The sequence below is a fragment of the Sphingomonas phyllosphaerae genome (assembly GCA_036946405.1).
GTDB classification, from domain to species: Bacteria; Pseudomonadota; Alphaproteobacteria; order Sphingomonadales; family Sphingomonadaceae; genus Sphingomonas; species Sphingomonas phyllosphaerae_D.
In genome coordinates this window covers 628,095-647,300 of sequence record JAQIJC010000001.1, presented here as the reverse complement: position 1 = coordinate 647,300, position 19,206 = coordinate 628,095, and the positions used below count along the sequence as shown (strand labels likewise).

Annotated in this window: 17 protein-coding genes; 5 read left to right on the top strand and 12 right to left on the bottom strand. The window is 69.3% G+C overall.

Annotated elements, in window-relative coordinates:
• Positions 1–126 precede the first annotated feature (126 nt).
• The 3 genes from PGN12_02940 to sucC form a co-directional block, all read right to left on the bottom strand.
• Positions 127–1,056 carry an electron transfer flavoprotein subunit alpha/FixB family protein gene (locus PGN12_02940; GenBank protein MEH3102840.1) on the bottom strand — a complete coding sequence of 310 codons (930 nt, stop codon included), beginning with the start codon at positions 1,054–1,056 and terminating at the stop codon, positions 127–129.
• A gap of 129 nt (positions 1,057–1,185) precedes the next feature.
• Positions 1,186–1,935 (bottom strand): electron transfer flavoprotein subunit beta/FixA family protein, encoded by a 750-nt coding sequence (locus PGN12_02935; GenBank protein MEH3102839.1) that lies wholly within the window; start codon positions 1,933–1,935, stop codon positions 1,186–1,188.
• 250 nt (positions 1,936–2,185) lie between these two features.
• Positions 2,186–3,385, bottom strand: coding sequence for an ADP-forming succinate--CoA ligase subunit beta (gene sucC / locus PGN12_02930; GenBank protein ID MEH3102838.1), 1,200 nt, complete (start codon positions 3,383–3,385; stop codon positions 2,186–2,188).
• 279 nt (positions 3,386–3,664) lie between these two features.
• Between sucC and PGN12_02925 the strand changes: the two genes are divergently transcribed.
• Positions 3,665–6,385, top strand: coding sequence for an ATP-dependent DNA helicase (locus PGN12_02925; protein ID MEH3102837.1), 2,721 nt, complete (start codon positions 3,665–3,667; stop codon positions 6,383–6,385).
• A 15-nt stretch (positions 6,386–6,400) separates the two neighbouring features.
• On the top strand, positions 6,401–6,940 hold the full coding sequence (locus tag PGN12_02920; protein ID MEH3102836.1) for a histidine phosphatase family protein: 540 nt from the start codon (positions 6,401–6,403) through the stop codon (positions 6,938–6,940).
• 127 nt (positions 6,941–7,067) lie between these two features.
• Here PGN12_02920 and PGN12_02915 read toward each other — a convergent pair whose 3' ends face one another.
• From PGN12_02915 to PGN12_02885, 7 genes are all read right to left on the bottom strand, one after another.
• A complete protein-coding gene (locus PGN12_02915) occupies positions 7,068–7,748 on the bottom strand; it encodes a DUF2807 domain-containing protein (GenBank protein MEH3102835.1) in 681 nt (226 codons plus the stop codon).
• A complete protein-coding gene (locus tag PGN12_02910; protein ID MEH3102834.1) occupies positions 7,736–8,452 on the bottom strand; it encodes a DUF2807 domain-containing protein in 717 nt (238 codons plus the stop codon). The genes PGN12_02915 and PGN12_02910 overlap by 13 nt, the downstream gene beginning before the upstream one ends.
• A gap of 113 nt (positions 8,453–8,565) precedes the next feature.
• Positions 8,566–9,099 (bottom strand): CarD family transcriptional regulator, encoded by a 534-nt coding sequence (locus tag PGN12_02905; protein MEH3102833.1) that lies wholly within the window; start codon positions 9,097–9,099, stop codon positions 8,566–8,568.
• Between the two features lie 196 nt (positions 9,100–9,295).
• Positions 9,296–10,285, bottom strand: coding sequence for a proline iminopeptidase-family hydrolase (locus PGN12_02900; GenBank protein ID MEH3102832.1), 990 nt, complete (start codon positions 10,283–10,285; stop codon positions 9,296–9,298).
• A gap of 5 nt (positions 10,286–10,290) precedes the next feature.
• Positions 10,291–10,632 carry a ferredoxin family protein gene (locus tag PGN12_02895; protein ID MEH3102831.1) on the bottom strand — a complete coding sequence of 114 codons (342 nt, stop codon included), beginning with the start codon at positions 10,630–10,632 and terminating at the stop codon, positions 10,291–10,293.
• A 14-nt stretch (positions 10,633–10,646) separates the two neighbouring features.
• Entirely contained in the window at positions 10,647–10,985 is a 339-nt protein-coding gene (locus PGN12_02890; GenBank protein MEH3102830.1) for an RNA-binding S4 domain-containing protein, read from the bottom strand.
• Entirely contained in the window at positions 10,982–13,597 is a 2,616-nt protein-coding gene (locus tag PGN12_02885) for a helicase-related protein (protein MEH3102829.1), read from the bottom strand. Before PGN12_02885 ends, PGN12_02890 begins: the two co-directional genes overlap by 4 nt.
• Positions 13,598–13,803: 206 nt before the next feature.
• Here PGN12_02885 and PGN12_02880 point away from each other — a divergent pair, with 206 nt between their 5' ends.
• Together PGN12_02880 and PGN12_02875 are read left to right on the top strand one after the other, a co-directional pair.
• A complete protein-coding gene (locus PGN12_02880; protein ID MEH3102828.1) occupies positions 13,804–15,261 on the top strand; it encodes a M23 family metallopeptidase in 1,458 nt (485 codons plus the stop codon).
• 40 nt (positions 15,262–15,301) lie between these two features.
• Positions 15,302–15,709 (top strand): DUF1489 domain-containing protein, encoded by a 408-nt coding sequence (locus PGN12_02875; GenBank protein ID MEH3102827.1) that lies wholly within the window; start codon positions 15,302–15,304, stop codon positions 15,707–15,709.
• A 107-nt stretch (positions 15,710–15,816) separates the two neighbouring features.
• Here PGN12_02875 and PGN12_02870 read toward each other — a convergent pair whose 3' ends face one another.
• A complete protein-coding gene (locus tag PGN12_02870) occupies positions 15,817–16,725 on the bottom strand; it encodes a prephenate/arogenate dehydrogenase family protein (protein MEH3102826.1) in 909 nt (302 codons plus the stop codon).
• Positions 16,725–17,873 carry a histidinol-phosphate transaminase gene (hisC, locus tag PGN12_02865; protein MEH3102825.1) on the bottom strand — a complete coding sequence of 383 codons (1,149 nt, stop codon included), beginning with the start codon at positions 17,871–17,873 and terminating at the stop codon, positions 16,725–16,727. The genes PGN12_02870 and hisC overlap by 1 nt, the downstream gene beginning before the upstream one ends.
• A 445-nt stretch (positions 17,874–18,318) precedes the next feature.
• Here hisC and PGN12_02860 point away from each other — a divergent pair, with 445 nt between their 5' ends.
• Positions 18,319–19,077, top strand: coding sequence for a PEPxxWA-CTERM sorting domain-containing protein (locus tag PGN12_02860; GenBank protein MEH3102824.1), 759 nt, complete (start codon positions 18,319–18,321; stop codon positions 19,075–19,077).
• The last annotated feature ends 129 nt before the right edge of the window (positions 19,078–19,206 follow it).

Here is a 19,206-nt window from a genome sequence, read left to right as displayed (position 1 = left end):
CCACGGGCCACGACGCGGGCGTGAAGCCCGCGTCGTCGGACGGCGCGGTGGCGCCGGCGGCCGTGTCGGCGGATGCAGCGGTGCTTCGCTCGCTGCACCGGCGGGCAGTTTGCCCGCCTTCCGCCGTCAGAGCTTCTCCGTCAGCTCCGGCACCACCTTGAACAGATCGCCGACCAGCCCGAGGTCGGCGACCTGGAAGATCGGCGCATCCTCATCCTTGTTGATCGCGATGATCGTCTTCGAGTCCTTCATGCCCGCGAGATGCTGGATCGCGCCCGAGATGCCGACCGCGACATAGACTTCCGGCGCGACGATCTTGCCGGTCTGCCCGACCTGATAGTCGTTCGGCACATAGCCCGCGTCGACCGCCGCGCGGCTGGCGCCGACTCCGGCACCGAGCTTGTCGGCGAGCGGCTCGATCAGCTCGTGGAACTTCTCGCCCGAACCGAGCGCGCGTCCGCCCGAGACGATCACCCTCGCGCTGGTCAGCTCGGGTCGCGTCGACGCCGCGATCTCCTGATTGACGAAGGTCGACAGGCCGGTGTCGCCGGTCGCAGCGACCGGCTCGACCGTGCCCGTGCCGCCCTCGGCTGCGGCCTTCTCGAAGGCAGTGCCGCGGACGGTGAGGACCTTCTTGGCGTCCGACGTCCTGACGGTGGCGATCGCGTTGCCGGCGTAGATCGGGCGCGTGAATGTGTCCTCGCCCTCGACCGACAGCACGTCGCTGATCTGCATGACGTCGAGCAGCGCGGCGACACGCGGGGCGATCGCCTTGCCGGTGGTGGTGGCAGGCGCGACGAAGGCGTCGTGATGCCCCATCAGCTCGACGACCAGCGGCGCGATGTTCTCGGCGAGCTGGTGCGCATAGGCCGCATCGTCAGCGACATGCACCTTGCCAACGCCCGCGATCTTCGCCGCCGCCTCGGCGACCGCGCCGACGCCTTGCCCGGCGACGAGCAGGTGCACCTCGCCCAGCTTCGCCGCGGCGGTGACCGCGGAGAGCGTGGCGTCCTTGACGGTCGATCCGTCGTGTTCGACCCAAACCAGAGTCTTCATGATCTACCTCTCCGGGGACGTGCCCCGCTTGATCCGTTCGCCCTGAGCCTGCCGAAGGGCGTGTTCCGGAACCCGTGCTTCGACAGGCTCGGCACGAAGGCGGGAGAGTGTGCCTCTCCCGCCCGTGGCTTATTTCGCGATGCCCATCGACTTCAGCCGGTTCACTAGCTCATCGACATCGGCGACCTTGACGCCCGCCTGGCGCTTGGCCGGCTCGGCGACGCTGACCACGGTCAGCCGCGGCGTCACGTCGACGCCGAAATCGGCGGCGGTCTTGGTCGCGAGCGGCTTCGACTTGGCCTTCATGATGTTGGGCAGCGAGGCGTACCGCGGTTCGTTGAGGCGCAGGTCGGTGGTGACGATCGCGGGCAGCCGGAACGTGTCCGTCTCCAGCCCGCCGTCGACCTCGCGGGTGACGGTGACGCTGTCGGCGGCCAGCTCGACCTTCGACGCGAACGTGCCCTGGCCCCAGCCGAGCAGCCCGGCGAGCATCTGGCCGGTCTGGTTGTTGTCGTCGTCGATCGCCTGCTTGCCGAGGATCACCAGCTGCGGCTGTTCCTCCCCGACGATCTTCGCGAGCAGCTTGGCGACGCCCAGCGGCTCGACCTTGGTCTCCGAGGTGACGAGGATCGCACGGTCGGCGCCCATCGCCAGCGCGGTACGCAGCGTGTCCTGCGCCTTGGGCTCGCCGATCGAGACGACGACGATCTCGGTGACCGCGCCCTTTTCCTTCAGGCGGATCGCTTCCTCGACCGCGATCTCGTCGAACGGGTTCATGCTCATCTTGACGTTGGCGAGATCGACGCCCGAGCCGTCCGCCTTCACGCGGGGCTTCACGTTATAGTCAAGCACGCGCTTGACCGGCACCAGCACCTTCATTGCGCTACCCTCCTCAATATGTCCGGGCTGCTACCTGACGTTTACGTAAAGATCAAGTAAGCGGCCGGATGCGGCCGGGTCGCGAACGGCCGGCATCCTCTGCGATACAGCGATAAAGCGTCAGGCCGCGTAGATGTCCATCGCGATATGCGGGACAGCGGCGTGACGCCCGATGTGCGAAGGGCGAGGCCGGTATCCCGGCCCCGCCCCCGCGAGTCTCCGAAACGGTCCGTGATGACCGCGGCGCGCGTCAGGCGACCTTCTTGACCTCGGCGACGATCTTCTGCGCGGCATCGCCCAGATCGTTGGCGGGGACGATCGCGAGGCCCGAGTTCGACAGGATTTCCTTGCCCTTGTCGACGTTCGTGCCCTCGAGGCGCACCACCAGCGGCACCGACAGGTTCACTTCCTTCGCCGCGGCGACGATGCCCTCGGCGATGATGTCGCACTTCATGATCCCGCCGAAGATGTTGACGAGGATGCCCTTCACCGCCGGATCGGCAAGGATGATCTTGAACGCCGCCGTCACCTTCTCCTTGCTCGCGCCGCCGCCGACGTCGAGGAAGTTGGCCGGGAACATGCCGTTCAGCTTGATGATGTCCATCGTCGCCATCGCGAGCCCGGCGCCGTTGACCATGCAGCCGATGTCACCGTCCAGCTTGATATAGGCGAGGTCGTACTTCGACGCTTCCAGCTCGGCGGCGTCTTCCTCGGTTTCGTCGCGCAGCTCGGCAATGTCCTTGTGGCGGAACATGGCGTTGCCGTCGAAGCCAACCTTGGCGTCGAGCACCATCAGCTTGCCATCGTCGGTGACGGCGAGCGGGTTGATCTCGATCTGCTCGGCGTCGGTGCCGAGGAAGGCGTCGTACAGCTTCGCCGCGACGTTCGCCGCCTGCTTGGCGAGATCGCCGGTCAGCTGCAGCGCGCCCGCAACCGCGCGGCCGTGGTGCGGCTGGAAGCCGGTCGCCGGATCGACGTCGATCGAGTGAATCTTCTCCGGCGTGTCATGCGCGACCGTCTCGATGTCCATGCCGCCCTCGGTCGAGGCGACGAACGAGATGCGGCCGGTGGCGCGGTTGACGAGCAGCGCGAGGTAGAATTCCTTCGCGATGTCGACGCCGTCGGTGACGTACAGGCGGTTGACCTGCTTGCCGGCCTCGCCGGTCTGGATCGTCACCAGTGTGTTGCCGAGCATCTCGGTCGCGGCATGGCGGACCTCGTCCTCGGTCTTCGCGAGGCGGACGCCGCCCTTGCTGCCCTCGGGAAGTTCCTTGAACTTACCCTTGCCACGACCGCCGGCATGGATCTGCGCCTTGACGACGTAGAGCGGCCCCGGCAGCTTCTTCGAGACCTCGACCGCCTCATCCACGCTCATCGCGGCATAGCCGGCGGGCACGGGGACGCCGAATTTCGCGAGCAGTTCCTTGGCCTGATATTCGTGGATGTTCACGGGGGCTCTCCCAGGTGCAGCGATAAAATCGCGGCAGCCTAAAGCACAGGGGCGCGAGCAAATCCACCCTTTATCGTTTCGCAGTTGCGATGCAATTGCAATAAGGGGGGTTGATGTGTCCCGTCATCCCATTTTCGTCCGTGCTGCGCCTGTCGAAGCACGTGCCGAAGAGGGGCGCGCCTGCGACACGCACTTCGCCAAGCTCAGTGCGAACGCATCGGGGTTGGAGCGCCTTGCTCCACCGTTCGCTAGCGGTTGCTCTTTCGTTCTGTCGGCTCCATGTCGATCCCCGTGATCCGGCTCCCACATCCTGCGCTGCACGCGAGCCATTCCGGCATCTGGATGGCGGACGGCGAAGCGACGCGGGCGCTGTCGCGCGGCGAGGCGATCCGGCTGGCGGCGGACACGCCGGTGATCCTGCTCAACGCGCCGCTGATCGGGCAGCGGCTGGGTTATGCCGAGTTGTCGGGGCTCGACCTGCTCGAACTGTTCGCCTTTCTCCACCCGGCGCGCTTCATGGTGCCGACGGCGAAGGGCGTGGCGGATGCGTGCGGTATGGCCGCGCCAACGCGCGACGATGAGGTCGCGGCGTTCCTGCGTGACGCGGCGGCGCGGATGCTGGCGGTGACCGACGGCGACTGGCCGGAGCGCGAGGGGGCGTGGACCGCCGCGCAGTCGCTGACGCGTGCGCGCTGGGCGTGGGCGCCGGTCGTGAGCCCGCGCATTCCCAAACCGCAGCAGAACGAGCGCTGGCTGTTCGCGCGGCTGCCCGAGTGGGACGAGGTCGCGCCCCGCCCCGCACCGCGCAGCGTCACGCTGGAGGAACGCGCGGTGCTCGACCGGCTCGACCGCTTGACCGGTGCGGGAGCCGAGCCGCGCGCCGGGCAGCGCGCCTATGCCGCCGCCGCCAGCGCCGCCTTCAATCCGCGCGCCGCGCGCGATACGCCGAACCTGATGCTTGCGGAGGCGGGGACCGGAATCGGCAAGACGCTCGGCTATCTCGCGCCAGCCAGCCTGTGGGCCGAACAGGCTGGTGGTGCGGTGTGGGTCTCGACCTATACCAAGGCGCTGCAACGCCAGCTCGGGCATGAGACGCGGCGGCTCTACCCCGATCGCGCGCTGCGCAAGGCGAAGGTGGTGACGCGCAAGGGGCGCGAGAATTACCTGTGCCTGCTCAATCTGGAAGATGCGTTGCAGGGCGGGTTCGCGGGGCGCGCGGCGATCCTCGCGCATCTGGTCGCGCGCTGGGCCGCCTATACCGATGACGGCGACATGGTCGGCGGCGACCTGCCGGGCTGGCTGGTCGCGCTGTTCCGCCGCAACGGCTCGGCGGCGCTGACCGACCGCCGCGGCGAGTGCGTCTATGCCGGCTGCCCGCATTACCGGAAATGCTTCATCGAGCGCGCGGCGCGTGCCTCGGCTGAGGCCGATCTGGTGATCGCCAACCATGCGCTGGTGATGGTCAATGCCGCGCGTGGGCGCGAGCTGGCGACGCGCCCGACGCGCTATGTCTTCGATGAGGGGCATCATCTGTTCGACGCCGCCGATGCGATGTTCGGTACCGCGCTGACCGGCGCGGAGACGATCGAGCTGCGGCGCTGGATCGTCGGACCCGAGGGGACGTCGCGCGGACGGCGGCGTGGCTTGCAGGCGCGGCTGTCGGATGTCGCGAGCTATGACGAAGCGGGCGGTCGCGCCGTCACCGACATCGTCGGCGCGGCGCAGGCGCTGGCATCCGAAGGCTGGCTGTCGCGCGTCGCCGAGGGGCAGCCGTTCGGCGCGATCGAGGCGCTGCTGGGCGCGGTGCGCGGGCTTGCCTACGCGCGCGCCGAGGAGCGCGGCGCGGATGCCGGTTACGGGCTGGAGACCGAGCTCGCCGAGCCGTCGCCCGAGCTGATCGAGGCCGCTGCCCCCGCCGCGCAGGCGCTCGATGCCTTGGTGCGCCCGATGGTGGCGCTCGGCAAGCGGCTGGAGGCGGTGCTCGCTGAGGGGCCGGACTGGCTCGACGGGCCGGCGCGCGCGCGGGTGGAGGGGGCGATCGCCTCGCTCGGCTGGCGCGCGGAGACGGTGGCGTCATGGCTGGCGCTGCTCGCGCGCGTCGGCGGCCCGGCCGATCCGCGCTTCGTCGACTGGCTGGCGGTCGATCGGGTCGAGGGGCGCGAATATGACATCGGGCTGCACCGCCGCTGGCTCGACCCGACATTGCCGTTTGCCGAGACGGTGCTGAAGGGCGCCCACGGCGCGCTGGTCACCTCGGCGACGCTCACCGCCGGCGGCGACTGGGACATTGCCGAGGCGCGCGTCGGCGCGCCGCATCTGCCGCGCGCGGCGGGGCGTTTCCAGGTCAAGTCGCCGTTCGACTATGCGGCGCGTGCCGAGGTGGTGATCGTCACCGACGTGAAGCGCGGCGACATTCCCGCGCTCGCCAACGCCTATGCGCGGCTGGTCGAGGCGAGTGAAGGCGGCGCGCTCGGGCTGTTCACCGCCATCCGCCGACTGCGCGCGGTCCATGCGCGGGTCGCCGACCGGCTGGCGCGCGCCGGGCTGCCGCTCCACGCGCAGCATGTCGATCCGGTCGATACCGGGACCTTGGTCGACATCTTCCGCGACGATCCGCACGCCAGCCTGTTCGGCACCGACGCGCTGCGCGACGGGGTCGACGTGCCCGGGCATTCGCTGCGGCTGGTGGTGATGGAGGGCGTGCCGTGGCCGAAGCCAACCGTGCTCCACGCCGCGCGGCGGCTGGCTGGCGGCGGCAGCGCCTATGATGACCGGATCGTGCGCGCGCGGCTGGCGCAGGCGTTCGGACGGCTGATCCGGCGCGGCAGCGACGCCGGGCTGTTCGTGCTGCTGTCCGCCGCGATGCCGTCTCGGTTGCTCGACGCCTTTCCACCGGGGGTGCCGGTGACGCGCGTACCGCTCGATGAGGCGGTCGAAAGAGTGCGGCGGCGGCTTTCCACCGCGTCTAACATGGGGCATGACGCGCCTCTCGACGCCTGACGGAGACGAACGCCCGTGAAGACGCTGACGCTGCTGCGCCATGCCAAATCGGGCTGGGACGATCCGGTGGTCCGCGATTTCGATCGCCCGCTCAACGCACGCGGCCGGCGCGCGGCGGTGACGATGGGGCGGCATGTTCGCGATCTTGGGCTTACGTTCGACCGGGTCGTGGCCTCACCGGCAACGCGTGTCGAGGAAACCGTCGTCGAGGTCGAGCGCGGGCTGGGCCGCGCGTTGGCACCGCTGTGGGAGCGGCGGCTGTACCTCGCCGCGCCGACGACCTTGCTGGACGTGGTGCACGAATGCGACGCGACGGCGGACTCGCTGCTGCTGGTCGGGCATAATCCGGGGCTGGAAGAGCTGACGCTGCTGCTGATCCCCGACGATGCGGGCGCGTTGCGGATGGCAGCGGAGGAAAAATATCCGACCGCGACACTCGCCGAGATCACCTTCGACGCCGACGATTGGTCGGCGGTGCGTGCCGGACACGGACGGCTGACCCGCTTCGTCCGCCCGCGCGACGTCGACCCGGCGCTGGGGCCGGACGGAGACTGACGAAGGCCTTGTCCTTGATATTCTCGCCTCGCCAAAGCCGGCGCCCGGTTGGATGGCCAACGAGATAAGTCGTACCCTCATCATCGGCGTGCCCCAACTGGGCCCCGACCTTCGCCGGGGTGACGCTTCAGCTTGAAGGGAGCACACCCGAGCAGCGGACGTTGGCTGGCGTCGCCGCACGAATGCTGCATTGCGGGTGACCGGCGATCGTCACCTGCGCGTCAGGGCCAGCCGTGATCCGGGCAGTGCTGCGGGCGGCGGCGCGGACGATCAGGTCGCCGGCCGCCTGCACCACGGTTCGCTCGGCGGACAGTGCTGCGCTATCGATCGTGCCGGGGCCGTTGCCGGCGAGCCGGGCCTCGGTCGCGCGCCCGGCGGCGGTAATCGTTCCCTCGCCGACCAGTGTCGCGTCGAACCGCTCGGCATCGACGCGCGCGATCGTAACGCTTCCTGCTCCCGCAACCGACACGGTCGCACGCGCGCCCCGCAGCGTGTCGACCAGCACCGTCGCGGGGGCGAACAGCGCGACCGTGTCGACCCGCGGCGTGGCGACGACGATCTCGGCGGGCGCGGTGCTGCCGCGCGGGGTGCGGATCGTCAGCGTCGTTCCGTCGACGCGCAGGTCGAGCGCGTCGAGCGTGGCGCGATCGGCAGCGGTGCCGCGAACGCCATTGCCGCCGCCCGTCTCCACGCGCACCGTCACCGGCGCCTCGACCTTCAGACGCTCGATACTGCCGACCGGCCAGCGCCGCTCGGCGGCCTGCGCCGGCGTCGCGAGCAGCGCCGCGAGGGCGATCAGCCCCCGCACCGCACCGTGCCGGACCCGGCCTTGCGGACGGTGCAGCGCGCCCCGCCGCCGAGATCGACATCGCCCGAGCCGACCAGCGACACCGTTGCCGGGCCGCGCACCGTGGCGCGGACGTCGCCCGAGCCGGCGGACTTGATCGCCGCCTCGCGCGCGACCAGCGCCGCGGCATCGACGTTGCCCGATCCGGCGAGACTGAGCGAGAACTGGCCGGTCTGACCCGCGGTGGCGATGTTACCCGATCCGGCGAGCGACAGGCCGAGCGACTCGGTCGCGACCTGCGCGATCCGCAGGTTGCCCGATCCGGCGAGTCGCGCGTCGAAGCTGCTGCCGCGTACCTGATCGATGGTGAGATTGCCCGAGCCGTCGAGCGACGCAGCGCCCAATCGGGGAAGGGTCACGAAGACGCGCGCCTTGCCGCGCTGCCATGTCGAGGAACGGCGGCGCGAGATCGTCAGCCGATCACCGTCGCGAGTCACCGTGATCTTGTCGAGCACCTGCGGGTCGCCCTCGGCACGGACCGAAAAGCCGCCGCCGACGCGAACGTCGACATCGTCGCTGCCCGCCAGCTTGACCGCGGTGAAGTCGCGCACGTCATAGGTCCGCGTCGTGCCAGACCCTTGCGCCGGCACGTCCTGCCCTTCGATGTTGGCATTGTTGCCGCATGCGACCAGTGGCAGCAGCGCCGCGAGTATCAACGACCGCATCGTCCATCTCCCCTTCGTGTGTTGCTACGTTAATACACACGAAGAGCGCGCACAAACGAAAAGAGGCGACCGTCGCCGGCCGCCCCTTCCGCACGCAACAGGTTGGGTCCGCGTCAGGCGGGCACCTTGTCCTTGTTGTAGATCGCTGCGGCTTTGCGCAGGATTTCCAGGATCTTCTCTTGCGCGGCCGGCTCGTCGATCTGCTCCATCGCGGCCAGTTCGCGCGCAAGGCGGCTGCACGCGCCCTCGAAGATCTGGCGCTCGGAATAGCTCTGCTCGGGCTGGTCGTCGGCGCGGAACAGGTCGCGGACCACTTCGGCGATCGACGCAAGGTCGCCCGAATTGATCTTCGCCTCATATTCCTGCGCACGGCGCGACCACATGGTGCGCTTCACCTTGGGCTTGCCCTTGAGCGTCTCCATCGCCTCGCGCATCGTCTTGTCCGACGACAGCTTGCGCATGCCGACCGACTCGGCCTTGTTGGTGGGGACGCGGAGCGTCATCCGCTCCTTTTCGAACCGCAGGACGTACAGCTCCAGCTGCATCCCGGCGATTTCCTGTTTCTGCAACTCGATGACGCGCCCGACGCCGTGCTTGGGGTAAACGACATAATCGCCGACATCGAAATGCAGAGCCTTGGCAGCCATAGGTGGCCTTTCCAATGTTGTGGCCCCGACAGACCCGACCCGTGGCGCAAGCGCCGCGTTGCTCGTCAGGCTGGGGCAAGAAGGTTGGACGTCTCCGGCGGACGCTGAGGAAGCGCCCGTGCCGGACGTATATAAACGATCCGCAATAAAATTTCCAGCCTGTTTAGGGCAGCGACGCTGACGGGGCGGAACTTTTTTACAACGTGGGCGTGTCGTGACGCGAAAGCCAGGCGCGCAGGATGCCGACCGTCTCGGCCGGGCGGTCGCTAAGCGTGGCGTGAGCGGCACCAGGGATCACCGCCACTTCGGCCCCGCCCGGCACGCGCGCCGCGAAGCCGAGCGCGGTGACCGGACGCGCCTCGTCATACTGGCCGACCATGAACAGCGTGCGGGCGCCGTCGAGCTTCGCGAGCAGCGGGGTGCCGTCATAGTCGCGCAGCGTGCCGGTCGAGACGAATTCGCTCTTGCCCCACATCGTTTCGTAGAGCCGGCGATCGAACCCGCGATCGCCGACAACGTGCGCCGCCGCGCGCAGGGCCGGCGACGGGTCTTCGCGGCGATTGTAGTGGCGGTAGAAGACGGCGGTGGCCGCATCGCAGGCGGCCGGGGCGGGCGGCGTCTTCCCCTCGCACGCGAGCAACGTGTCGCGTGCATCCGGGGGAAGTGCGGCCCGCAGCGCATCGGCGTCGGCGAGCCACGCGCGCGTCGCGATCAACGGCCCGCCCAGCACCGTGCTGACCAGCTCCGCAGGCCGACGCGCGGCATATTCGAGCGCGATCGTCCCGCCCCAGCTGACGCCGCAGACGTGCCAGCGTTCGACGGCGAGCCCGCGACGGATCGCCGCCAGTTCGTCGACGAAGCGCGCCACGCGCCAATTGGCGGGGTCCTGCGGCCAGTCCGATCGGCCGCTGTCGAGCTGGTCGTAGAGGATCACCGCGCGTTCGTCGGCGAGCGCGAGCGCGTCGAGCATCCCGGTGTGGGTGCCGCCGGGACCGCCGTGGATCAGCACCAGCGGCGCGCGTGGACCGTTCAGGTCACCGTTGACGCGGACATAGACGCGCCCGCCCGGGACGGGGAGCATCGCCTCGCGGTCGGGCAGCGGATAGGCGGCGTCGCGTGCGAAGGCGGGCAGCGGCGCCAGCGCCGCGGCACCGCCGGCCAGCAGCGCGCGGCGCGTCAGCCGCATCCGCGTCAGTCGCCCTTGCCGGGCTCGGGCGAGAAGAACTTATCGTACTTGCCCTCGACGCCCTTCATCTCGTCGGCATCGGGCGGGGTCTGGTCCAGCTTGCGCGTGACGTTGGGCCATTGCGCCGAGAAGGTGTTGTTCAGCTCGAGCCATTGCTCCAGCCCGCTTTCGGTGTCGGGCAGGATCGCCTCGGCCGGGCATTCGGGCTCGCACACGCCGCAGTCGATACATTCCGACGGGTTGATGACGAGCATGTTCTCGCCCTCATAGAAGCAGTCGACCGGACATACTTCCACGCAGTCCATGTACTTGCAGCGGATGCAGGCGTCGGTGACGACATAGGTCATGGTCGGCTAATTCCTCACTTCTCGCGCGCCGCTTTCGCGCCGTCGGTGTCGCGCGTCAACGCTCCTGCTGACGAAACCGGTCCGGACAGGGCCAGTTCCTGATAACACGCCTGCGCCTCCGGGGCGGGACCGCGGCGCGCTGGCAACGCCTCGACGCGCAGCACGCGAACTCGGCCGGCGTGGAAGAAGGTGAGGATATTGCCGATCCGCACCGGGGCGTGGGCGCGATCGACCGCGCGTCCGTCGATGCGGAAATGCCCGTCGCAGGCAAGCGCCTGCGCGATGTCGCGCGTCTTGGCGAGACGCGCGAACCACAGATAGCGGTCGAGCCGCATCGTCGCCCCGGTGGTCATCGTCCCATCAGCCCGGCGAGTGCGGCGAAGGCGTTGGCGGGATCGGGCGCAGCGATCTTCGCGCGGGCGCGGCCACGCCAGACGTAGTGCGGGGCCGCGTCGGGCTTGGCGACCGGGCGGAAGCCGAGTTCGGCCATCAACCGCGCGACCGTCGCGGGTTCGAGCCCGATCGACACCGCCAATGCTGGATCGGGGGCGAAGGGTGCGCGGTTGTTTGCACCACGCGCGTCGTGCGCGGCGCGAGCGACGCGCTCGACGAGATCAATCCGCACCGCCTGTCCGCCGAGCGGGCGAAACCCCATCAGCGGCACCGCGCCCGGTGCACCGCGCGGCAGGGTCGTCGCACCCGCCGGCGGCGCGAGCGGGGTCGGCGTGCCGTGCGCGGCGAGCAAGGCGCGCCGCCATGCCTGTGCGGCGGGCTTGAGCAATCGCGCGTCGAACAGGTCGAGCGCGCCGATCGTGATCCGTTGCCGCCGCAGCCATTGGCGCTGGCCGGGCGCGAGCGCCTCGATTGCGTCGCGCAGCGGCAGGCGTTGCGCAAAGCCCGCGCCGGCCTCCATCGCGGCGGCGATGCTGCGCAGCGCGGGGCCGGCCTCTGCGGCGCGGGTCGCGTCGGACAGGGCCGCGAGCGCGGGGAGCGTGCGCGCGATCGTCGCGGCTGTCCACTGTCGCAGTCGCTCGGAAACGCGGTTGCGCAGTGAGGGGTCGAGGCAGTCGAGCGCGTCGTCGAGCGTTAGCTGCGGGCGCGCAAGCGACGTGCCGCGCGACAGGCGGGCGACGATCAACGGGTCGTCTTCCTGTATCGCCTCCTCGGCTCCGTTCGTGCTGAGCTTGTCGAAGCACGTCTCTTGTGGCCCGCCCTTCGACAAGCTCAGGGCGAATGGAGTGGGAGAGGCAGATGTGGGTGGGAGATGCCTCAACCCGGAAACCGTGATCGTCCCGCCCTCGCCCAACGCAAACTGCGCATCCTCGCTGGCGATCAATGCTTCCGCCCGGCGGCGGCGCTCGCCCGCGAGCCGCTTCTCGGCAGTGGCGAGCAGCAGGCGCTTGTCGTGCGCGCGTGCATCGGGGGCGACCACGAAGCGGAAACCCTCCAGCCGCCCGATCGTGTGCGTGTCGATCGTCACCTCGCCCTGCGCGTCAATCTCGACCGGCAGCGCGCCGACCCCGCCGCCGATCCTCTTCGCCAAAGCGGTGGTGCGCTTGTCGACGAAGCGCTGCGTCAGGCTCAGGTGGAGCGCGTCGGACAAACGCGCCTCGATTTCCAGCGTACGCGCCGCCCAGGTCTGCGGGTCGGCGAGCCAGTCGGGGCGCTGCGCGATATAGGCCCAGCTGCGGATCGCGGCGATCCGGCCGGCGATCGTCTCGACATCGCCCTCGGTGCGGTCGAGCCGCGCGACCTCGTCGGCGAACCACTGGTGCGGGACATACCCTTGCGACAGATAGCCGAACACGCGCCCGACGAAGCGCGCGTGCGGGTCGAGCCCGAGCTTGGCGAAGTCGGGAATGCCACATGCCGCCCACAGCCGCGCGACATTGCTGCGCGCACGGTCGCGGACGCCGGGTTCCTCGGCGAGCCGCTTGAGGATCTTGAGATCGAGTGCCTCGGGCGCGGCGCGCAGGGCGAGATCGTCGGGGCGCTCCGACAGGCTGGCGACCAAAGCATCGATGCTCGACACATCGGGGGTGCCGTTGCGCCAGTAGAGCCAGTCGAGCCGCGGGAAGCGATGTCCCTCGATCGCGGCGACTTCCTCGGGCTCGAAGGCGTCGGGGCCTTCCTCGGTCAGCGCGCCGAACGTGCCGTCGCGCTGGTGCCGCCCGGCGCGACCGGCGATCTGCGCCATTTCCGACACGCGCAGCCGGCGGCGTTGCTGGCCGTCGAACTTGTGGAGCCCCGCGAAAGCGACATGCCCGACGTCGAGGTTGAGCCCCATGCCGATCGCATCGGTGGCGACCAGATAGTCGACCTCGCCGGCCTGGAACATCGCGACCTGCGCGTTGCGGGTACGCGGGGACAAGGCCCCCATCACAACCGCCGCGCCGCCGCGCAGCCGCCGCAGCATCTCGGCGGTGGCATAGACTTCCTCGGCGGAGAAGGCGACGATCGCCGAGCGGCGCGGCAGCCGCGACAATTTCTTCGCGCCGGCATAGCTGAGCGTCGAGAAACGCGGGCGCTCGACGATCTCGATGCCCGGCACCAGCGCGCGCAGCACAGGTCGCAGCGATTCGGAGCCGAGGATCATCGTTTCCTCGCGTCCGCGCGCGCGCAGGATGCGGTCGGTGAAGACATGCCCGCGTTCCCGATCGCTGCCGAGCTGCGCCTCGTCCAGCGCCACGAACGCCACATCCTGTTGCAGCGGCATGCTCTCGGCGGTGCACAGGAACCATCGCGCGTCGCGCGGTACGATCCGCTCCTCGCCGGTAATCAGCGCGACGCGATCGGCGCCCTTGATCGCGACGACGCGGTCATAGACCTCGCGCGCCAGCAGCCGCAGCGGGAAGCCGATCATCCCGCTGGAATGTGCGCACATCCGTTCGATCGCGAGATGGGTCTTGCCGGTGTTGGTCGGACCCAGCACGGCCGTAACGCGGGGTCGGTCGAAAGCCACCATGACCTGCCCTACATCGGATGTGCGGCGCGGGGATGCAATCGCTGCATGTCGGGCGCCTCCGGTTCGCCGTCCCAGATCAACGCTCCATCGCAGCGTGACGCTCCCAAGTCCGCGGTTAATTTGACTTTAGCGAATCACGTCCACAACGCTGCGCCTGACGCAGGTCGCCGGGGCGGCGTGCTTTTCGAAGCGGGGCAGAAGCCGGCGTGTTCTTGCGCGAGCAACAGGGACTGGAATGGGCGGGAGCGGGCGCGGGTGTGCCCGGCCGGATCGTTCTGCCTTCCGACGATCGCGCGTGGCTGCATCGCGCGCGCGCCGCGGCCAGCGACACCGAGTGGGTGCCCGATCTCGGCCGCGATATCGGCAGCCTGACCTGGTGGCGCGGCCTCGCGACCTGTACCGCATTGTGCGCGGGGGCATGGTTCCTGTCGCCGGGCGTCCAGCCGCTGATCGGCGCGAGCGCGCCCACGATGAGCGAGGCGGCGTTCGAGGAAGCGCGAACGCAGTCGTTCGCGCCGCTCGCGCTGGGCGCGACGACCGGGCGGCGGATGGCGGCGGGGGCGCTGGTGCGGCCGCTGAGCGAAACGCCGGAACGTCCGCAGATCGAATTGACCGCGGCCTTGGGTGATGGCGACACGCTGGCGGGCACGTTGCAGCGCGCCGGGGTCGGCGGCGGCGAGGCGGCGCGGGTGGCGTCGCTGGTCGGGGCCGCGTCGTTGCAGCCGGGGACTTTGCTGTCGCTGACGCTCGGGCGCCGCCCGACCAAGTTCCAGCCGCGCCCGCTCGAGAAGCTCGATTTCCGCGCCGCATTCAATCTCAACATGACGGTGCTGCGCGCGGGCGAAGGGCTGACAGTGCTGCGCCGCCCGATCGCGATCGACCGCACCCCGCTCCATGTCCGCGGGATCGTCGGCGCGAGCCTGTACCGTTCGGCGCGCGCGGCGGGGGTGCCGGCGCGGGTGGTCGAGAATTATCTCAAGGCGCTCGGCGCACACATGCCGATCGAGCGGATCGATCCCGGCGATACGTTCGACATCGTCGCCGACCAGCAGCGCGCCGCGACCGGCGAGGTCGAGGTCGGGCAGCTGCAATATGCCGGGCTCGATCAGGGACGGCGGAAGGTGACGCTGGTGCGCTGGGGGGATCGCGATGGCGACGGCGGCACGCTGATGGATCCGGGCGGGCAGGTCGAGCGGCGCGGGACGATGGGGATGCCGGTCGCCGGGCGCGTCACCTCGACCTTCGGGATGCGGATGCACCCGCTGCTCGGCTTCATGCGGATGCACAAGGGCACCGACATCGGCGCGCCGTACGGCAGCCCGATCTACGCCGCGATGGACGGCGTGGTGCAGTCGGCCGGACGCGCGGGCGGCTACGGCAATTTCGTCAAGCTGGCCCATGCCGGTGGGCTGACGAGCGGTTACGGCCATATGAGCCGCTTCGCGGTGCGCGCCGGGATGCGGGTGACGCGCGGGCAGGTGATCGGTTACGTCGGGTCGACCGGCATTTCGACCGGGCCGCACCTTCATTGGGAAGTGTGGCAGAACGGGCGCCCGGTGAACCCGCGCAGCATCTCGATGAGTAGCCTGCAAACGCTGCCCGCCGCGACGATCCGCGCGATGAAGGCGAAGATGGCGCGGCTGCTGGATGCGCCGGTGCGCTGATCTTGCGGGCGGCGCGTGGCCGACCCACATCGCTGTTTCCATGCCGCTTCATCTCACCAAGGTCGCGTTCGGCGCGGCGAGCGTCGACCTGCTTGCCGAGCGCTTGAAGGCGCGTGCCGCCGCCGGGCCGGTGTTCCTGACCACGCGCTATCTGCCCAAGCGGCACGAGGAGGTCGCGGGGCAAGGGTCGCTGTTCTGGATCATCAAGCACCAGCTCGTCGCGCGCTCGCCGATCCTGTCGTTCGGCGATGCCGAGGGCGGGCGCGTCGCGATCCATATCGATCCGGACCTGCGGCTGGTGCTCGCGCAGCCGCGCCGTGCGCATCAGGGCTGGCGCTATCTGGAGGCGCAGGACGCACCGGTCGATCTGGGCGGTGACGTGGCCGACGGGCTCGCGGCGATGCCGCCGGTATTGGTGGGCAAGCTGAACGAGCTGGGGCTGATCTAGGCCAGAGCCGTCATTCCCGCGAAGGCGGGAATCCAGAACCTCGGACGTTTGGGCTCATTCGCTGGACCTGCGCGTCTGGATCCCCGCCTGCGCGGGGATGACGAGAGTCAGTCGTGCTTGCGCCCGAAATCGGCGGCGGCGTCGTCCTGGCCCTGATCGACGATCGAGCGCCGGATCGCGCGGGTGCGCGCGAAGCGATCGTGGAGCGCGTCGCCGTCGCCCCAGCGGATCGCGCGCTGCAACTGGCTGAGATCCTCGCTGAAGCGTTGCAGCATCTCCAGCACCGCATCCTTGTTCGACAGGAACACGTCGCGCCACATTACCGGGTCCGACGCGGCGATGCGCGTGAAGTCACGGAAACCGCCCGCGGAGAATTTGATGACCTCCGATTGCGTCACCTGTTGAAGGTCGTCGGCGGTGCCGACGATCGTATAGGCGATCAGGTGTGGCAGATGGCTGGTGACGGCGAGGACGAGGTCGTGGTGGTCGGGCGCCATCCGCTCGACATCCGCGCCGAGCCGCCGCCAGAAATCCTCGACGCGGATCGTCGCCGCTTCGTCGCTGTCAGGCAAAGGCGTGACGATGCACCAGCGGCGGCGGAACAAGGTCGCGAAGCCCGCCTCGGGGCCGCTCTGCTCGGTGCCGGCGACCGGGTGCGCGGGGACGACGCGCGCGGGCGGGAGCACCGCCGACAACGCTTGCGCGACCGACGCCTTGCAGCTGCCGACATCGCTGACGATCGCGTCGGCGGGCAGGTCGGCGGCGATCTCGGCGGCGACCGCGCCCATCGCGCCGACCGGTACGCACAGGATCACCAGATCGGCGTCGGTCACTGCCGCGCCGGCATGGTCGGCGACATCGTCGAGCAGGTCGATGCGTCGCGCGGTCGCACGCACGCCCGCGTCGGCGTCATGCCCGGTCAGCCGCACGGTCGGCATATATTGCCGCACCGCGCGCGCGATCGAGGAACCGATCAGCCCGAGGCCGATGATCGAGACGCGCGCGAACGGCAGCATCAGCCGCGCTCGATGCCCTTGTCAGGCGCGGTGGCATGCGCCTGAGCCGCGCCACGTTCGACCAGGTCGCGCAGCGCCGCGGCGACGCCGCGCGTCTCTTCTTCGGTGCCGATCGTGATCCGCAGCCCCTGCGCAAGCCCCTGACCAGGCAGCCAGCGGACGATATAGCCGGCGTCCATCAGCCCCTTGTACGCGGTCTCCGCGGTCAGTTCGCCCTCGAACACCACCAGCACGAAGTTCGCCTCGCTGGGGATCGCGCGCAGCCCGACGTTGCCGAGCTTGGCGATCTCTGCCGCGAACCACGCACGCCATTCGGCATTGTGCGCGCGGGTGTGTTCGACGAAGGCGCGATCCTCGACCGCGGCGACCGCGGCGCGCTGCCCGCCGATCGTGATGTTGAACGGCAGGCGGATGCGGTGCAGCGCCTGCACGATGTCGGCATGCGCATAGCCCCAGCCGATCCGCTCGGCAGCAAGACCGTGGATCTTCGAGAAGGTGCGCGTCACCAGCACGTTGCGCGCGGTCTTCGCCAATTCCAGCCCGCCGTCGTCGTCTTGGTCGGCGAGATATTCGGCATAGGCCTGATCGAGCACCAGCAGCACGTCGGCGGGCAGGTTGGCGTGGAGCCGCGCGATCTCCGCGGCGGGCGCGAAGGTGCCGGTCGGATTGTTGGGGTTGGCGACATAGACGACCCGCGTCCGCTCGGTGACGCAGGCGAGGATCGCGTCGACATCGGTGGCATAGTCGCGGTCGGGCGCGATCACCGGGGTCGCGCCGACGCGCCGCGTCGCGATCTCGTAGACCGCAAAGCCGTAGCGAACGAAGATCACCTCGTCGCCCGGCCCGGCGAAGGCGCCGGCGGCGAGATGCAGGATCTCGTCCGAGCCGTTGCCGTAGATGATCCGTGCGGCGTCGAGCCCGAAGCGCGCCGCGATCGCCTCGCGCACGATCGCGCCGCTGGCATCCGGATAGCGCTCCAGCGTGTCGGCGGCCGAGGCAAAAGCGGCGCGCGCGGCGGGCGAGGTGCCGAGCGGGTTTTCGTTCGACGACAATTTGGCGACGGTGCGTCCGTCGTCGGTGGTCGAACGCCCCGGAATGTACGGGGCAATGTCCATGATCCAGGGCTTGGGAGCGGGCGCGTTCGTCATGGCCGATGCGGGTAGCGCGCGCGCGTCGCGGGGGGAAGGGGCAGGCGCCGTGATCGCGGCGCGCCCTGGCGGGATCGACGGGGTTCATCATGCCCGTCCGCGCCTCCCCGGTTCGAAGCGGGATTAAGGTGTGCCGGCTGTCCGATCGGTCGAAGGTGCGTAATGGCCGCGTACAGGAAGATTGCAACGGGCTGAGCAAATTAAAGGTGATGGATCAACTATCTACTCTGTTTGGCATATATTTTGGCCATCAAAAACGACGCGTCGTCTTGGCGATGACTACCGTAGAATTTTACAGCCGAACAGCATTCTCGCCGTTCCGGGTATATAAACATGCGTCAAGTCGCCAATCATCTGTAAAGCATCGCGCTATAGGTTAACCGGAAATTAACCGTATCGACGCGGCAGCGATGCCGCGTGAGGTGCGCCGAACGGAGGAAATACAATGTCGATCAGGAAGAAGGCGGCGTTGGCTGCGATGCTGCTGGGCGGTGTGACGATGACCGCCACGACCGCGCAGGCGGCGACGCCGGTCAGCGTGGACGGTGGTACCGTCAGCACCACCGGTCCGACGGACTACACCAATCTGCTGGGAAGCCTGGCCAAGTTCGACGGCAGCCTCGGCACGCTGACCGGCGCCTATCTGACGGTCGATTATTCGTTCAAGTCCGCGATCACCGTCTCGGCGACGACCGAATCCACCGGTCGCGTTCGCACCGAGTCGGCGGCGCAGTTCCTGTCGAGCGATGCGGGCGTCTCGTCGGTTCTGGATTCGCTGGTGAACACCACCAGCGCCGGAATCGGGACCGCGTCGCTGGTTCCGGCCGCCTATGACCTGCTAGGCAACAGCTCGATCTACACGGTCGGCCCGAATACGACCTCGTCGCAGAGCTTCGCCAGCAATGCCTCGGCGTCGCAGATCTTCGCGATCACCGGTTCGTCGCTGGCCGCGTTCGTCGCAAATGGCGGCGGCACGTTCGACGTGTCGGCCAAGACGCTGACCGGCATCATCCTGTCGGCGACCGGTGGTAACGCGGCAGCGGTGCAGCGCACCGACGCGACCTCGAAGGTCGGCATCCGCTATGAGTATACCGCCGCCGGGGCGGTGCCCGAGCCTGCGACCTGGGCGCTGATGATCCTCGGCTTTGGCGTGGTCGGCTACGGCCTACGCCGTCGCCCGGCTGCCTCGCTCAAGCTGGTCTGAAGCCCGTGCCCGCCTGATCCTCGCGCCTGTACGGCGTCGAGGGTCGGGTGATCGGCGGGCCGCAAGCCACCGTGCAGGTGGCGGCGACCCGGCGGGTGCGCGTGGGCGTGCCGCTGACGCCGCCATCTC

Excerpts from the sequence above, each read along its gene's own strand:
- PGN12_02940 (MEH3102840.1), bottom strand. The coding sequence starts at position 1,056 with ATGAAGACTCTGGTTTGGGTCGAACACGACGGATCGACCGTCAAGGAC.
- PGN12_02935 (MEH3102839.1), bottom strand. The coding sequence starts at position 1,935 with ATGAAGGTGCTGGTGCCGGTCAAGCGCGTGCTTGACTATAACGTGAAG.
- PGN12_02925 (MEH3102837.1), top strand. The coding sequence starts at position 3,665 with ATGTCGATCCCCGTGATCCGGCTCCCACATCCTGCGCTGCACGCGAGC.
- PGN12_02910 (MEH3102834.1), bottom strand. The coding sequence starts at position 8,452 with ATGCGGTCGTTGATACTCGCGGCGCTGCTGCCACTGGTCGCATGCGGC.
- PGN12_02905 (MEH3102833.1), bottom strand. The coding sequence starts at position 9,099 with ATGGCTGCCAAGGCTCTGCATTTCGATGTCGGCGATTATGTCGTTTAC.
- PGN12_02900 (MEH3102832.1), bottom strand. The coding sequence starts at position 10,285 with ATGCGGCTGACGCGCCGCGCGCTGCTGGCCGGCGGTGCCGCGGCGCTG.
- PGN12_02895 (MEH3102831.1), bottom strand. The coding sequence starts at position 10,632 with ATGACCTATGTCGTCACCGACGCCTGCATCCGCTGCAAGTACATGGAC.
- PGN12_02890 (MEH3102830.1), bottom strand. The coding sequence starts at position 10,985 with ATGACCACCGGGGCGACGATGCGGCTCGACCGCTATCTGTGGTTCGCG.
- PGN12_02885 (MEH3102829.1), bottom strand. The coding sequence starts at position 13,597 with ATGGTGGCTTTCGACCGACCCCGCGTTACGGCCGTGCTGGGTCCGACC.
- PGN12_02875 (MEH3102827.1), top strand. The coding sequence starts at position 15,302 with ATGCCGCTTCATCTCACCAAGGTCGCGTTCGGCGCGGCGAGCGTCGAC.
- PGN12_02870 (MEH3102826.1), bottom strand. The coding sequence starts at position 16,725 with ATGCTGCCGTTCGCGCGCGTCTCGATCATCGGCCTCGGGCTGATCGGT.
- hisC (MEH3102825.1), bottom strand. The coding sequence starts at position 17,873 with ATGACGAACGCGCCCGCTCCCAAGCCCTGGATCATGGACATTGCCCCG.
- PGN12_02860 (MEH3102824.1), top strand. The coding sequence starts at position 18,319 with ATGTCGATCAGGAAGAAGGCGGCGTTGGCTGCGATGCTGCTGGGCGGT.